The 14,069-nt window shown below is 68.5% G+C and carries 17 protein-coding genes; 14 read left to right on the plus strand and 3 right to left on the minus strand.

Going from position 1 to position 14,069, the window contains the following annotated elements:
• The first annotated feature begins 201 nt into the window (after positions 1-201).
• From D7D52_RS06325 to D7D52_RS06340, 4 genes are all read left to right on the plus strand, one after another.
• On the plus strand, positions 202-444 hold the full coding sequence (locus tag D7D52_RS06325; protein ID WP_425464665.1) for a helix-turn-helix domain-containing protein: 243 nt from the start codon (positions 202-204) through the stop codon (positions 442-444).
• Between the two features lie 195 nt (positions 445-639).
• Complete coding sequence (locus D7D52_RS06330; RefSeq protein ID WP_003402602.1) at positions 640-741, plus strand: 30S ribosomal protein bS22; 102 nt, start codon at positions 640-642, stop codon at positions 739-741.
• A 209-nt stretch (positions 742-950) separates the two neighbouring features.
• Positions 951-1,982 carry an NAD-dependent epimerase/dehydratase family protein gene (locus D7D52_RS06335; protein ID WP_187703119.1) on the plus strand — a complete coding sequence of 344 codons (1,032 nt, stop codon included), beginning with the start codon at positions 951-953 and terminating at the stop codon, positions 1,980-1,982.
• Complete coding sequence (locus D7D52_RS06340) at positions 1,979-3,001, plus strand: lysophospholipid acyltransferase family protein (protein ID WP_120735467.1); 1,023 nt, start codon at positions 1,979-1,981, stop codon at positions 2,999-3,001. The genes D7D52_RS06335 and D7D52_RS06340 overlap by 4 nt, the downstream gene beginning before the upstream one ends.
• Before the next feature lie 153 nt (positions 3,002-3,154).
• Here D7D52_RS06340 and D7D52_RS06345 read toward each other — a convergent pair whose 3' ends face one another.
• Entirely contained in the window at positions 3,155-4,192 is a 1,038-nt protein-coding gene (locus D7D52_RS06345; RefSeq protein WP_425464613.1) for an HAD family hydrolase, read from the minus strand.
• A gap of 102 nt (positions 4,193-4,294) precedes the next feature.
• Between D7D52_RS06345 and D7D52_RS06350 the strand changes: the two genes are divergently transcribed.
• The 5 genes from D7D52_RS06350 (at position 4,295) to D7D52_RS06370 (ending at position 9,776) form a co-directional block, all read left to right on the plus strand.
• Positions 4,295-4,555, plus strand: a complete 261-nt coding sequence (locus D7D52_RS06350) for a glutaredoxin family protein (protein WP_120735468.1) — start codon at positions 4,295-4,297, stop codon at positions 4,553-4,555.
• A 338-nt stretch (positions 4,556-4,893) separates the two neighbouring features.
• On the plus strand, positions 4,894-5,706 hold the full coding sequence (locus tag D7D52_RS06355; RefSeq protein ID WP_120735469.1) for a redox-sensing transcriptional repressor Rex: 813 nt from the start codon (positions 4,894-4,896) through the stop codon (positions 5,704-5,706).
• Positions 5,703-7,103: a glutamyl-tRNA reductase gene (locus D7D52_RS06360; protein WP_120735470.1), complete on the plus strand. Its 1,401-nt coding sequence runs from the start codon at positions 5,703-5,705 to the stop codon at positions 7,101-7,103. The genes D7D52_RS06355 and D7D52_RS06360 overlap by 4 nt, the downstream gene beginning before the upstream one ends.
• Positions 7,100-8,140, plus strand: a complete 1,041-nt coding sequence (gene hemC / locus D7D52_RS06365) for a hydroxymethylbilane synthase (RefSeq protein ID WP_120735471.1) — start codon at positions 7,100-7,102, stop codon at positions 8,138-8,140. The genes D7D52_RS06360 and hemC overlap by 4 nt, the downstream gene beginning before the upstream one ends.
• A gap of 73 nt (positions 8,141-8,213) precedes the next feature.
• On the plus strand, positions 8,214-9,776 hold the full coding sequence (locus tag D7D52_RS06370; RefSeq protein ID WP_120735472.1) for a bifunctional uroporphyrinogen-III C-methyltransferase/uroporphyrinogen-III synthase: 1,563 nt from the start codon (positions 8,214-8,216) through the stop codon (positions 9,774-9,776).
• A 339-nt stretch (positions 9,777-10,115) separates the two neighbouring features.
• On the opposite strand, the gene D7D52_RS06375 is transcribed toward D7D52_RS06370, so the two are convergent.
• Positions 10,116-10,436: a hypothetical protein gene (locus D7D52_RS06375; RefSeq protein ID WP_246023665.1), complete on the minus strand. Its 321-nt coding sequence runs from the start codon at positions 10,434-10,436 to the stop codon at positions 10,116-10,118.
• A 178-nt stretch (positions 10,437-10,614) separates the two neighbouring features.
• Here D7D52_RS06375 and hemB point away from each other — a divergent pair, with 178 nt between their 5' ends.
• The 5 genes from hemB (at position 10,615) to D7D52_RS06400 (ending at position 13,504) form a co-directional block, all read left to right on the plus strand.
• A complete protein-coding gene (gene hemB, locus D7D52_RS06380) occupies positions 10,615-11,592 on the plus strand; it encodes a porphobilinogen synthase (protein WP_120735473.1) in 978 nt (325 codons plus the stop codon).
• Between the two features lie 31 nt (positions 11,593-11,623).
• Positions 11,624-12,130 (plus strand): hypothetical protein, encoded by a 507-nt coding sequence (locus D7D52_RS06385; RefSeq protein WP_120743863.1) that lies wholly within the window; start codon positions 11,624-11,626, stop codon positions 12,128-12,130.
• 276 nt (positions 12,131-12,406) lie between these two features.
• Entirely contained in the window at positions 12,407-12,919 is a 513-nt protein-coding gene (locus D7D52_RS06390; protein WP_120735474.1) for a hypothetical protein, read from the plus strand.
• Positions 12,919-13,155: a hypothetical protein gene (locus D7D52_RS06395; protein ID WP_120735475.1), complete on the plus strand. Its 237-nt coding sequence runs from the start codon at positions 12,919-12,921 to the stop codon at positions 13,153-13,155. The genes D7D52_RS06390 and D7D52_RS06395 overlap by 1 nt, the downstream gene beginning before the upstream one ends.
• A gap of 124 nt (positions 13,156-13,279) precedes the next feature.
• A complete protein-coding gene (locus D7D52_RS06400; RefSeq protein WP_162958177.1) occupies positions 13,280-13,504 on the plus strand; it encodes a hypothetical protein in 225 nt (74 codons plus the stop codon).
• Between the two features lie 72 nt (positions 13,505-13,576).
• Here D7D52_RS06400 and D7D52_RS06405 read toward each other — a convergent pair whose 3' ends face one another.
• Positions 13,577-13,960, minus strand: coding sequence for a hypothetical protein (locus D7D52_RS06405; RefSeq protein WP_120735477.1), 384 nt, complete (start codon positions 13,958-13,960; stop codon positions 13,577-13,579).
• Positions 13,961-14,069 lie beyond the last annotated feature (109 nt).

Consider the following 14,069-nt stretch of genomic DNA (forward strand, 5'->3'; position numbering starts at 1 on the left):
GGCCGCACGCGTTGCCCGCATTCCAATACCGCTCGGTTGCCGGTTTGCTGCCGAAGGCCGACTCGCCACAGCAAAGGCTGATTTCTCACACCCGTCGCAGCAATCCCACTGGTCCCGCTAAGCTTCAAGGAGCACGTGCGTGTCTGTTCCGCCGGTGGGGAAGCCGGCGGCGCGGACGTGCCGGAGGTCAGTGACGCGATGATGTCTGGAAACAGTCAAGCGAGGTCCGGAAACAGCCCAATCAACGCCAGCTCGGTCATCGGCGGAGGTACTCAGTTCCTCACCGTCGCCGAGGTCGCGAGTCTGATGCGGGTATCCAAAATGACGGTGTACCGATTGGTGCATTCGGGAGAGCTGCCCGCGGTGCGGGTGGGGCGTTCCTTCCGAGTACACGCCAAGGCGGTGCACGACTATCTGGAGACGTCCTACTTCGACGCTGGGTAGAACGCCGGGGTAGTCCGTCCGCCCCACCCGTTTCGTTCGCCGGAGAGTGGCCCGGTAGCATGGACCGGCATCCTGTACGTGCCGGTGGTGCCGCCGGGTCCATCTCGGCCCGTATCGGGTAGGGACTGTGCAGGGTCAGACAGTGTGCACCCCGCGGAAGCGGGGATGACCCGAGAGAACGCGAGGAACAACCCTATGGGTTCTGTGATCAAGAAGCGCCGCAAGCGCATGTCGAAGAAGAAGCACCGCAAGCTGCTTCGCCGCACGCGTGTTCAGCGTCGCAAACTCGGCAAGTAAGCCGCTGCGTAGCTGGAAGCCCGTCACCGTCGGTGGCGGGCTTTCGTTATTTATCAGGTGATTGAAGTCATCGTTAGATCCTGGTTAATACCCTTCGGATGGTCCCTACCCGCCGGTTACCCTGGACGCGCGGGAATAAATAGAGATGGGGGCTGCGAGTGGGATCCGGTGCGGCAGGGACCCGGGACGGGCAGGCGCCCAAGGTGGTGATGGTGACCGGTGCGAGCCGGTTCTTCGGCGGCAATGTGGTGGCCAGGCTGGCCGCCGACCCGGCCGTCGAGCGCGTCATCGCCGTGGACGCCAAACAGCCCAGCCGGGAGTTGCTGCGCCGCACGGGCCGTGCCGAATTCGTGCGCGCCGATATTCGAAATCCGTTGATCCGCAAGGTGATCGACGGCAATCAGGTGGACACGGTGGTGCATCCGGCCGCGCTCTCGCGCCCGCCCTCGGGTGGCGGCCGCGCCGCCATGAAGGATATGAACGTGCTGGGCGCCATGCAGCTGTTCGCGGTGTGCCGCAAGGCATCCAGCGTGCGGCGCGTGGTGGTGCGCTCCTCGTCTGCGGTCTACGGCTGCAGCGCCAAGGACCCGGTGAAATTCAGCGAGGAAATGAGCGCGCGCACCCCGCCGCGCGGCTGGTTCGCGCGCGACATGATCGAGGTGGAGGGTTTCGTCCGCGGCCTGGCGCGGCGGCGCCCGGATATCTCGGCGGCCATTCTGCGGTTTCCGCCGATCGTGGGTCCGCAGTTGGCCAAACGCGGTGTGCAGTATTTCCGTTCGCCGATCACGCCCACCATCCTGGGCCGGGATCCGCGCATGCAGCTGCTGCACGAGGAGGACGGCATCGCCGCCCTGGTGCACGGGGCCATGACGGCCCCGGGTGGCACCTTCAATGTGGCCGGGGACGGCGCGATGGCGCTGTCGCAGGCGATCCGCCGGGCCGGGCGGGTCGAATTACCGGTCCCGTACGCGGTTTTCCGCACCGTCGGGCGCACCGTCATGGGTCCGGTGATGCGGGAATTCACCGCCGAGCAGATCGACTATTTCCATTTCGGCTGCGGTCTGGACACCACCCGGATGCGCACCGACCTCGGATTCCAACCGCGCTGGACCACGGTGCAGGCATTCGACGACTTCATAGGGGGCGCAGCGTTGCGGCCCGTGATCGATCCCGCGTGGATCGACGCCGCAGAGAACAAACTTCTCGGCCTGCTGGGGGCCGGGACGGGAGCACACCAATGAGTGATGTAGCGAAGGTGATTCGACTTCACGACGTCGACTTCGAGACGCGGCACAATCGCCCGTCTCGGGTGTGGCCGGTGGGGGAGCCGGCCGCGTTGACCCCGGTGACCTCGCTGACCGATCGGCTCGCCGAAGTCGAAGCGCGTCAGCCCAAGTCGCTGGGCGAGCTGATCCGGGGGACCGTCGCCGACGGGGTTCGCTACACCGCCGATTTCGCGCGCCGCCGCCTCACCGGCGACTACCAGGTCGACGAATTCGGTTTGGACGAGCACCTGCTCGAATCGGTGATCCTGCCGATGCTGCGGCCGCTGTCGGACCTGTGGTTCCGGGTCGAGGTGTCGGGCATCGAGAACGTGCCGGAGGTGGGCGGCGCGCTGATCGTCGCCAACCACGCCGGCACCGTGCCGCTGGACGGGCTGATGCTGCAGCTGGCCGTGCACGACCGGCACCCCAAGCAGCGGGCGCTGCGCATCCTGGCCGCGGACCTGATCTTCGAGACGCCGATCGTGGGCGGGCTGGCCCGCAAGGCCGGCCACACCCTGGCCTGCCCGGCGGATGCCGAAAGGCTGTTGCGCGCGGGCGAAGTCGCGGGCGTGTTCCCGGAGGGCTACAAGGGCATCGGCAAGCCGTACGCGGACCGGTACAAGCTGCAGCGGTTCGGCCGTGGCGGTTTCGTGTCGGCGGCGGTGCGCACCGGGGTGCCGATCATTCCGTGCTCGATCGTGGGTTCGGAGGAGATCTATCCGAAGCTGGCGGATCTGAAACCGTTGGCGCGCCTGCTCGGCATCCCGTATTTCCCGGTGACGCCGCTGTTTCCGCATCTGGGCCCGCTGGGCGCGATCCCGTTCCCGTCCAAGTGGTACATCGAATTCGGCGAACCGATTTCGACCGCCGGATACGAACCCACGGATGCGGACGATCCGATGACGATGTTCGAAATCACCGACCAGGTCCGCGAAACCATTCAGGGCACGCTCTACAAGAACCTGATCAAGCGCCGTAATCCGTTCACGGGATAGCTCCCCCGCCTCCCCGCATATTCAGCGGGCGGCTGAGAGCCGTTGGAGTTGGGCACCCGTGCCACCGGCCGGGTGCCCAACCTATTTCGGTCGCACCCGGTGAGTTACCCAGATCTCACGAGATCAGTTGTCGCCCCGACATACTCAGACTGGTCAGCTCGCCTTGGCTTCGCGCTTACGCGAGAGCACCGCAGCCGCGGCGCCGCCCGCCGCGCCGAGTGCCAGCGCGGTCGGCACGCCGACCTTGGCGGCCTTGCGGCCGGTGCGGAAGTCGCGGATTTCCCAGCCGCGGTTCTTGGCGACCTCGCGCAGATCCGCGTCCGGATTGATGGCCACAGCGGTGCCGACGAGCGAGAGCATCGGCACGTCGTTGTGGCTGTCGGAGTAGGCCGTACAGCGCTTGAGGTTGAGGCCCTCGCGGATGGCCAGGGTGCGCACCGCGTGCGCCTTGCCCAGCCCGTGCAGGATGTCGCCGACCAGGCGGCCGGTGAACACGCCGTCCTCGCTCTCGGCGACGGTGCCCAGCGCGCCGGTCAGCCCGAGCCGTTTGGCGATGACCTGTGCCAGTTCGACCGGGGTCGCGGTGACCAGCCACACCTGCTGGCCCGCGTCCAGATGCATCTGCGCGAGCGCCCGGGTGCCCGGCCAGATCTTGTCGGCGATGATCTCGTCGTAGATCTCCTCGCCGAGCGCGGCGAGTTCGGCGGTCGGGCGGCCGGCGATGAACGACAGCGCCTTCTCCTTGCCCGAGGCCATGTCCGAATGGTTCTCCTTGCCGGTCACCCGGAACTTGACCTGCTTCCACGCCATGTCGACGAGGTCGGAGGTCTTGAAGTACTTGCGCGCGGCCAGCCCGCGGGCGAAGTGCACGATCGACGCGCCCTGCACCATGGTGTTGTCCACGTCGAAGAACGCGGCCGCGGTGAGATCGCGCGGAACCGATCGGGGCGGCGTGTCGTCGTCCTCGCCGCGCAGGGCCAGTTCGGCGTCGTGCAGGGCGAGGGCGGCGTCCGCGCTGGCCTCACCGGCCAGATTGGCGCGCACCTCCTCCTCGCTGGGACCGAAGGGGCTGCGCGTGATGCGGTTGAACTGATCCTGCAGGTCGGCCAGGCCCTGACCCCAGCGCGGCGCGAACTCGCCGAAGCGTCCCGCGATGAATCCCGCCCCCGGCTCTTTCGAACGTTCCGGCACCAGTACCTCCGCCTCATTAGCGCGACAAGTCAACAGTAACGCCCAGGGATGGCCGGAACGTAGACGGCGATCGACATAACGGGAAGTTGTTAGATGGGTGCTATGAGCGATTCGACACATGGTGTGACGCTGTTGACCCGCGCGGGCTGCGGACTGTGCCATACGGCACTCGAACAATTGCGTCCGATCTGCGCGGAGTTCGGCATCGAGGTCGCCACGGTCGATGTGGACGCGGCCGCCGCGACCGATCCGGGCCTGCGCGCCGAATACGGGGATCGGCTGCCGGTGGTGCTCTTGGACGGCCGTGAGCACAGCTATTTCGACGTCGACGAGCCGCGATTGCGCGCCGACCTCGCGAAATAGGGATCGCCGCGGGGCTGCGCGGGGCACGGTGAACCGGTTCCCGTTCCCCGTGTCCCCCTCCGGTGTGTTGCGTAGCGGGTTCGCGCTGATGAGGGTTGAATGAACCCGGGGCCGGAGCCCGCCGCAAAGTGACTGAATTCACCGACTTTGTGCAGGGCTTCACAAGCGGTTACGGTGGTGGCACGCAACCCGCGTTCATGCGGAAGCGACCCCCTGAACCTGACTCGACCTCGCCTGGCGGTATCCCCCGTCAAGGGACGACCGCGACGGTCTCCCGGCGTCGGGTCGACAAAAGAACCCGGACACTCACCCCCGGCCGGACGAGGAGCGCAAGCGACGTGACAGAGCAGCACGAGACGCCGCCCACTGGCGTCTCCAAGGCTCTGCAGAAGGACATCCCGCAGGCCACGGTGGCCCGGCTGGCGACCTATCTCCGCGTGCTCGCCGTGCTCGCCGACGACGGTGTAGCCATCGTATCGAGTGAGGAACTGGCTGTCGCGGCGGGTGTCGGTTCGGCGAAGTTGCGCAAGGATCTTTCGTTCCTGGGGCCCAACGGCGTCCGCGGTGTCGGTTATGACGTGATCAAGCTGCGCGACCGCATCGAGGATGTGCTCGGTCTGTCCGAGGGCCATCGGGTGGTGCTGGTCGGCGCGGGTCATCTGGGCCGGGCGCTGGTCGGCTACGGCGGTTTCCGGCGGCGTGGTTTCGCCATGGTCGGGCTGTTCGACAACGATCCGGCGGTGATCGGCACGGCCGTGTGCGGACTGGTCGTTCGCGATGTGGCCGAATTGGCCGACGCCGTGGCCACTCTGGAGCCCACCATCGCCGTCATCACGGTGCCCGACACCGCCGCGCAGGGCGTATGCGATCTGCTGGTCGACGCGGGTGTGCAGTGCATTCTGAGCTTTTCGGCGCTGGCGCTCGACGCGCCCGCCACGGTCGAGGTGCGGCGGGTGGATCTCGCGGTGGAGATGCAGTTGCTGTCGTTCGAGCGGGCCCGCAACGCGGAATCGGCCGCCGAGGAAGCGATGAGCATCGCCGCGGCCGGTGTGGTCACCGCCGACGTCGGCGTGGTGTCCACCCCCATCCGCCGGGTGGCGACGATTCAAACCGCGGACACAACCAGCAAGGGAGCGGTGGTCCAGCCATGAGTGTGCTTCTCGTCGGGATCTCGCATCGCAGCGCACCGGTGTCGGTGCTCGAGAAGATCGCCATCACCGAGACCGACCGGCCCAAGCTGACCGACAAGATGCTGGCCTCCAGTCACGTCTCCGAGGCCATGATCGTCTCCACCTGCAACCGCATCGAGGTGTACGCGGTCGTCGACGCCTTCCACCCGGCGCTGGGCGAGATCGGCGAATTGCTCACCCGGCATTCGGGTCTGCCGCTGCCGGAGCTGACCAAGCACGCCTACGTGCGTTACGCGGAGGCGGCGGCCGAGCATCTGTTCGCGGTGGCCTCGGGCCTGGATTCGATGGTGGTCGGCGAGCAGCAGATCCTCAGCCAGATCCGCGCCGCCTACTCCGCCTCGGACGCCCAGCAGGCGTCCGGGCGCACCCTGCACGAGCTGGCCCAGCACGCGCTGCGGGTCGGCAAGCGGGTGCACTCCGAGACCGGGATCGATCGCGCGGGCGCGTCGGTGGTGTCGGTGGCGCTGGATCGGGCGCGCGCGGTGCAGGGTCCGCTGGCCGGGCGCACCGCGCTGGTGCTGGGCGCGGGCGCGATGGGCGGGCTCGCGGTGGCGCAGCTGGCGCGCGGCGGGGCGGCGAAGATCCTGGTGGTCAACAGAACCCTGGAAAAGGCGCAGCGCCTGGCCAATACGGCGACCACCATGCACGGTGTCGACGCCGAGGCCATCGAGATCGACCGCTTGGACGAGGCCATGGTCGCCGCGGACGTGGTGGTCACCTGTACCGGCGCGGTCGGCACCGTGGTGACCCTCGCGGACGTGCATCACGCGCTGTCGGCCAAGGCCGGAACCGCAAGCGCCGGACGCGAACTGGTGATCTGCGATCTGGGTCTGCCCCGCGACGTGGATCACGCGGTGGCGGGGCTGCCGGGCGTGACCGTCATCGACATGGAGACGCTGCAGCGCGATCCGTCGGCCGGCGCGGCCGCCGACGACACCGCCGCCGCGCGCACCATCGTGGCCGACGAACTCGCCAAATACCTTGCCGGACAGCGCATGGCCGAGGTCACCCCGACCGTGGCCGCGCTGCGCCAGATGGCCGCCGATGTGGTCGAGGCTGAGCTGCTACGCCTGGATTCCCGACTACCCGGCCTGGAATCGGGGGATCGCGAGGAGGTCGCCCGGACGGTGCGCCGGGTGGTCGACAAGCTGCTGCACGCGCCGACCGTGCGCGTCAAACAGCTGGCCTCCACTCCCGGCGGCGACAGCTACGCCGAGGCGTTGCGCGAACTGTTCGAGCTCAAACCCGGTGCGGCACAAGCGGTCGCCGCGCCGATGGAGATCTCCGCCCTGCAGGGCGAACTGGCCGACGATTTCACCGCCGCCCATCCGGGTGACGAACCGGGGGTGACCGCATGACCGGAGCTATGGTGCACGAGAACGAGACAACCGTCCGCGGAACAGCGGAGGCGCCGTGGCGCATCGGCACCCGCGGGAGTCTGCTGGCCCTCACCCAGGCCGGGCACGTGCGGGACGCCCTGATCGCCAACGGTCAGCAGGCCGAGCTGGTCATCGTGAAGACCGCGGGTGATCAGAACGCCACCGATCCGGTGTCGAAGATCGGGGTCGGGGTCTTCACCGCCGCGCTGCGCGAGGAATTGGCCGCGGGCAGCGTCGATATCGCGGTGCACTCGTACAAGGATCTGCCGACCGCGCAGGACCCGCTGTTCGACATCGCGGCGATTCCGGCCCGCCAGGATCCGCGGGACGCGCTGGTCGCGCGGGACGGCCTGGTGCTGGGCGAGCTGCCGCCGGGGGCGCGCGTGGGCACGTCCGCGCCGCGGCGTTCCGCGCAGTTGAAGGCGCTGGGTCTCGGCCTCGAGATCGTGCCGCTGCGCGGCAATCTCGACACCCGGATTTCCAAGGTCGTCAACGGTGACCTGGATGCCGTCGTGGTGGCGCGGGCGGGGCTGGCCCGCATCGACCGCCTCGATGCCGTCACCGAATCGCTCGAACCGGTGCAGATGCTGCCCGCCCCGGCGCAGGGCGCGCTGGCGGTCGAATGCCGCAGCACCGATACCGAACTCGTGACCATCCTGTCCGCTCTCGACGATCCCGGCACCCGTGCCGCGATCACCGCGGAGCGGGCGTTGCTGGCCGAACTGGAGGCCGGCTGTACCGCGCCGATCGGTGCGCTGGCCGAGGTCGTCGAATCGCTCGACGACGACGGCCGGGTGGTGGAGGAGTTGTCGCTGCGCGGTTGCGCGGCGGCGATCGACGGCTCGGATGTGATCCGGGCTTCAGTGGTCGGCCCAGTGGCGCAAGCCGAGGAACTGGGTCGCGCACTGGCGCGCGAGCTCTTGGAGCTGGGGGCGCGCGAACTGCTCAGCGCCACAGCGGATTCCGCTGAGCTCACCGACGACAGCAATCCCAGCCCAATGGAGAACAAGCGATGAGCGAGCGCAGCGAGCGAATCAACGACACAGCGCCCACGGGCACGGTTGTGACGAGCGCTAGCGAGGAGCAGCCGTGAGCCGAGTGACGAAGAAGAATCCAGGCCGGATCCTTTTCGTGGGGTCAGGCCCCGGTGACCCGGCGCTGCTCACCGTGCGTGCCCGGGAAGTGATCGGCCGGGCGACGCTGGCGTTCACCGATCCCGATGTCGACAAGGGCGTGCTCGCCCTGATCGGCACCGCGGTGCAGGAGAACGCGGACGGCACCCGCCCGGTGGACGTGCGGCCCGCGCTGGGCGACGCCGCCGAGGTCGCCAAGACGCTGATCGCCGAGGCGCGCAATGGTTTCGACGTGGTGCGCCTGGTGTCCGGCGATCCGATGACCACCGATTCGGTGATCCAGGAGATCAACGCCGTCACCCGCTCGCATCTGAACTTCGAGGTGCTGCCGGGCCTTTCGGCGGGCACCACGGTGCCGGCCTACGCGGGCATCGAGATCGGTTCCAGCCACACCGAGGTGGATGTGCGCGGCGAGGTGGACTGGGCGGCCGTGGCGGCCGCGCCGGGTCCGCTGGTGCTGCACGCCACCTCCGGGCATCTGGCCGAGACCGCGTCCGCGCTGGTGGAACACGGGATGGCGCCGCAGACGCCGGTCGCGGTGACCGTGCGCGGCACCACCCGGCAGCAGCGCACCATCGACGCCACGCTGGCCACGCTGAACAACGCCGCTTCCGAACTGGTCGGCCCGCTGGTGGTCACGGTCGGCAAGGAAGTGGACAAGCGCGCCAAGACGTCCTGGTGGGAGTCGCGCGCGCTCTACGGCTGGACGGTCCTGGTGCCCCGCACCAAGGAGCAGGCCGGTGAGATGAGCGAGAAGCTCGTCATGCACGGCGCGATCCCGATGGAGGTGCCGACCATCGCGGTCGAGCCGCCGCGCAGCCCCGCGCAGATGGAGCGCGCGGTCAAGGGCCTGGTCGACGGCCGCTACCAGTGGGTGGTGTTCACCTCCACCAACGCGGTGCGCGCGGTGTGGGAGAAGTTCGGCGAATTCGGTTTGGACGCACGGGCTTTCAGCGGCGTGAAGATCGCCTGCGTCGGCGAGGCCACCGCGGAGAAGGTGCGCTCGTTCGGCATCAATCCGGAACTGGTGCCGTCGGGTGAGCAGTCCTCCGAGGGCCTGCTGGCCGACTTCCCGCCCTACGACGACGTTTTCGACCCGGTCAACCGGGTGCTGCTGCCGCGCGCGGACATCGCCACCGAGACCCTCGCCGAGGGGCTGCGCGACCGCGGCTGGGAGATCGACGACGTCACCGCCTACCGCACCGTGCGCGCGTCCCCGCCGCCCGCGGAGACCCGCGAGATGATCAAGACCGGCGGTTTCGACGCGGTCCTGTTCACCTCGTCCTCCACCGTGCGCAACCTGGTCGGCATCGCCGGCAAGCCGCACGCCCGCACCATCGTGGCGTGCATCGGCCCCAAAACCGCCGAGACCGCCATCGAATTCGGCCTGCGGGTGGACGTTCAGCCCGAGGTGGCCCAGGTCGGCCCGCTGGTCGAGGCACTCGCCGAGCACGCCGCCCACCTGCGCGCCGAGGGCCTGCTGCCCCCGCCGCGCAAGAAGAGCCGCCGCAGCCGCTAACTCGGCGTCGAACCCGACTTCGGGCCCCGCATCCAATGATGTGGGGCCCGAAGTCGTTTCGGCGGCGGGGTGCGCCTCCACATGGTGGAACAAGATCAGGGAGTCCTCAGCGCGGTGAATCGGACAAAATTCCGCGGTGAGAGCGCCCTGATCTTGTTGTTACGACAGTCGGGTTGTTGCGACAATCGGCCCCGCATCGGAGGATGCGGGGCCGATTGCGTTTTCAAGGTGCCCGGGGCGGTGCAGGGGTGCCCCGGGTGCTGGACGCTCCCCGACGTGCCAAGCGTCCGGCCATTGCCGCTTCCGGTATGGACCGCGGCAACGTTGTGGTGGGCGGGGTCAGCGCTGGGCGGACATCAGGCGGCGGACCATGCGGCAGGTGGCGTCGGAGGGCCAGTGCACGCCCACGACTTCGGCTGTCTCGCGGATCTTTTCGTTCGTTGCCTGGTCCGGGCTGAAGGAGCCGGAGTCCAGGAGTGCGATGGCCAGGCGCATGGCCTTCAGCCGCCGATTGTGCGAGATGTACCACGTGCGCGGCCGCCCGGCGGGCAGCGGTTGCTTGGCCAGCGGCGTCCACGCGTGGTCGATCGCCTCCCCCTTCCTGGGCACCCCTGCGGCCCGGTTCGCCTTGTCGGACATGCTGGTAACAGCTGCGAGCACGACCATTCCTCCCGTCGCGATCCGGGGCCGCACCGAAATGCGGCCCCATCGAACACATCTTCGATTCTACCCGCTGTCACCGACAAAATCCGCTGCTCACAATGGCTTTCAAGGTCAGCCGCGCCGGACCGGACGAGGCGCGCGCAGCCGGTTTCGCGTCCGGGCATATCATGCGAACATGACCGGAATGGACCGCCCTCGGCGGTTGCGCCGCACTCCCGCCATGCGTCGGCTCGTCGCCGAGACCAGTCTGGAGCCGCGGCACCTGATCCTGCCCATGTTCGTCGCCGACGGGCTCGACGAACCGCGCGAGATCTCCTCCATGCCAGGCGTTTTCCAGCACACCATGGATTCGCTGCGCAAGGCCGCCGTGGAGGCGGTGGCCGCGGGCGTGGGCGGGCTCATGCTGTTCGGCGTGCCCAAGGCCGAGGACAAGGATGCGCAGGGCAGCGGCGCGAGCGATCCGGACGGGATCCTCAACCGCGGTCTGCGCGCCCTGGTCCACGAGGTCGGCGGGTCGACCGTGGTGATGGCCGACACCTGCCTCGACGAGTTCACCGACCACGGGCACTGCGGCGTGCTGGACGCCGCCGGCGCCGTCGACAACGACGCCACCCTGACCCGCTACGTGGAAATGGCGCTGGCACAGGCCGAAACCGGCGCGGATCTGCTCGGCACCAGCGGCATGATGGACGGCCAGGTGGGTGCGATCCGCGAGGGTCTGGATGCCGCCGGATACGCGGACACCGGCATTCTCGCCTACGCCGCCAAGTACGCCTCGGCGTTCTACGGCCCGTTCCGGGAGGCGGTCGGCTCCTCGCTGCAGGGCGATCGCCGCACCTATCAGCAGGATCCGGCCAACCGCCGGGAGGCGATCCGGGAGCTGGAACTGGATCTGCTGGAGGGCGCGGACATCGTCATGGTGAAGCCCGCCATGTCGTATCTGGACATTCTGCGCGAGGTCGCCGACCGTTCCACCGTGCCGGTTGCGGCCTATCAGATCTCCGGCGAGTACGCGATGATCACCGCGGCCGCCCGCAACGGCTGGATCGATCGCAAGGGCGCGGTGCTGGAGTCGCTGCTGGGTATCCGGCGTGCGGGCGCGGACATGGTGCTCACCTACTGGGCCACCGAGGCCGCGCACTGGCTGGCGTGAGCGGGACCGGGTAGCTGTTGTCGTGAATCCGATGGTCCCGCCGGGCATTTCGCGCCGCCCGGCTCCGGAAGACGTCCGTACCGCCGGCCAACTCTGGTATGCCGCACTGGGTGTCGGGCTGGTGCAGTTGATCGCCTCGCTGCTCGCGCAGTTCGGGCAGCGGCACGAGCTGGCGCAGCAGATGTTCGATCAGGTCAAGGATCGGGAGCCGACCGTCACGCTGGCTCAGGTGCAGGTGTGGACGGTCGTGGTGTTCGTGGTGGTGGCGGTGTTCTGGTTGGTGCTGACCGGGGCCGGGGTGGCGGTGGTGTACCAGCTGGGGCGCGGAAAGAACTGGGCGCGAGCGCTTCTCACCGGTTTCGGGGTCTTCCTGGTGATCGGGGCGGTGAGCACGCTGTTCGGTATCGGGGTCAAGGAGGGTGTGGCCGCGCTGGTCGCCGGCGGCGCCGGAATCGTGCAGGCGGTGCTGGCCTGCGGCGCTGTATTCCTGTGCTATCGAAGCGAATCCGAGGCGTTCTTTCGTCCGCCGGCGCGGTAGGTACTCCCGAGTTTGTTACGAGCGTACTAACGGGTATGGTGAGGGCAGTCACATATATTTTGGGAACCGGAAGCCGATCGCCAGACGTTGTGGTATGGCGCGTTGGTTCCGGGAAGGCGGAGGCAACGATGCGAGTGGTGATCCAGCAGCCGCACAGCCTGCGGCGAGATGTGTTGGTGCTGAGCCTGCTGGTCCTGTTCGGACTGCTCACCCTCGCCGTGCTGTTGATTCCGGGCCTGGCCCACTGAGCGATTCCGCGATCTCTACGCTCGACCCATGAGTGAGCCCACCGACGCCCCCGGGGCCGTGTTGTTCGCCGAGCCCGGCGCGCGCTGGCGGACCATCGCCTACGGACCCGCGCTGTGCGCGATCATCCTGCTGATCGAGGTGATTCGCGGCGGGGCGGTGCACTGGTTCGGGCTGGTCTTCTGTGCGCTGCTGCTGGCCGGATTCGTGTGGCTGCAGGTGGTGGCGGGCCGGCGGCACATCAGTGTCGAACTGACCCCCGAGAGCCTGCGCGAGGGCACCGAAACCGTGGCGCTGCACGATATCGCCGAGGTGCTGCCGGAGGATGACGAGGAGTCCTGGGACTATGAGGACTGGCAGTCGGCGCGGGCGCTCGGGGAGCTGACCGGAGTGCCGCGGCGGCGCAAGGGAATCGGGCTCAAACTGACCGACGGCCGGCTGGTGCAGGCCTGGGCGCGCGACCATGTCACGCTGCGCGCCGAGTTGACGGCCGCGCTGCGCGGGCCGGATGGTGAGAAGGCCGAGGAGAAGGAGGCGCAGTGATGCGGTGGCCGACCGTGTTCGCCGAATTCGTGCTCGTGCCGATCCTGGTGGCGGCGGCGGTGTGGTGCTGGCACAACGGCATTCGGACCACCGTGTTCGCGCCGCAGGGCGACGCGCCCGCGTTCTCCGCGACCCGGTACGTGGGGCCGTGGCTGGCGGGCGCCGCGATTCTGGCGATCGGGGCCGGGCTGGTGGCAGTCGACGTGCTGGCCAGGGCATTTCGGCGGGCGCGCTGAGCTTTTCGCCGACCGCGGCGCTCCGGTCCGGCCGACACACCGGCGGTCGACACACCGTGCGGCGGGGGTGCGAAGTCGCTGTTTGTCTAGGGGTCCTGCCGGGTAAGCGCTGACAATGGTGGACATGAAGCGCACAGATCTCGTGAAACGCGTCGCGGCCGCGGTGCTGGCCACGGGTGTCGTCGGCGCTGTGGCGGCGGCTCCGGCCGTCGCCGCTCCGGTCGATGCCGTCCCGGATTACCGGTCGCACCTGGTGGCGACATCCTGGCAGGACCTACTACCGCCCCAGCTGAATTGCCTGCTCTCCACCGGATGGGCAGCGTTCTGCCTGGGGATTCCGCTCTCGTAGCGAATCGTTCGAGGGCTGGTCGCGGCGGCGCGCCCGCAGACCGTGCCGCCGCCGCCCGCTCGCTCGGAGGGATCAGCCCCAGTTCTGGTAAACATCCAGCACACGCCCGCCGCGAGTGCCTGGGGCATTGACGTAGATCAGCACATTGCCGTCGGGATGATCGCCCGCTTCCATGATCACCTGCCGCAGTGAGGCATGGACGCCACCTTTCTCGTCCTTGGTGATCCTGGTGTCCGGCTGCAGTCCCGCGCCCATCCGGCTCAAGGGCACGAACATACTGACCACCGCCGGCGTGGGGCCGTCCGCGACGGCCACCGTTTCGTCGTGCGACAGCAGCATTCCCACCCGGCCCTGATCGATCTGCACGATCGGAACCCCGGCAGCCGCGGCGCCCGCGCCCGCTGCCACCCCGACCGCCGCCATGACGACTCCCACCCCGAACAGCACGACCCGCATACGTCCCGCCTTCTCTCCGAAGCAGTCTCCTGCGTCGAGACATTACGCATCAGCAATCATGTAGCGAATAATGTTGTCCGAATTCCACTTCGGCGTGTTGCACCTTCAG

This window comes from Nocardia yunnanensis (assembly GCF_003626895.1).
GTDB lineage: Bacteria > Actinomycetota > Actinomycetes > Mycobacteriales > Mycobacteriaceae > Nocardia > Nocardia yunnanensis.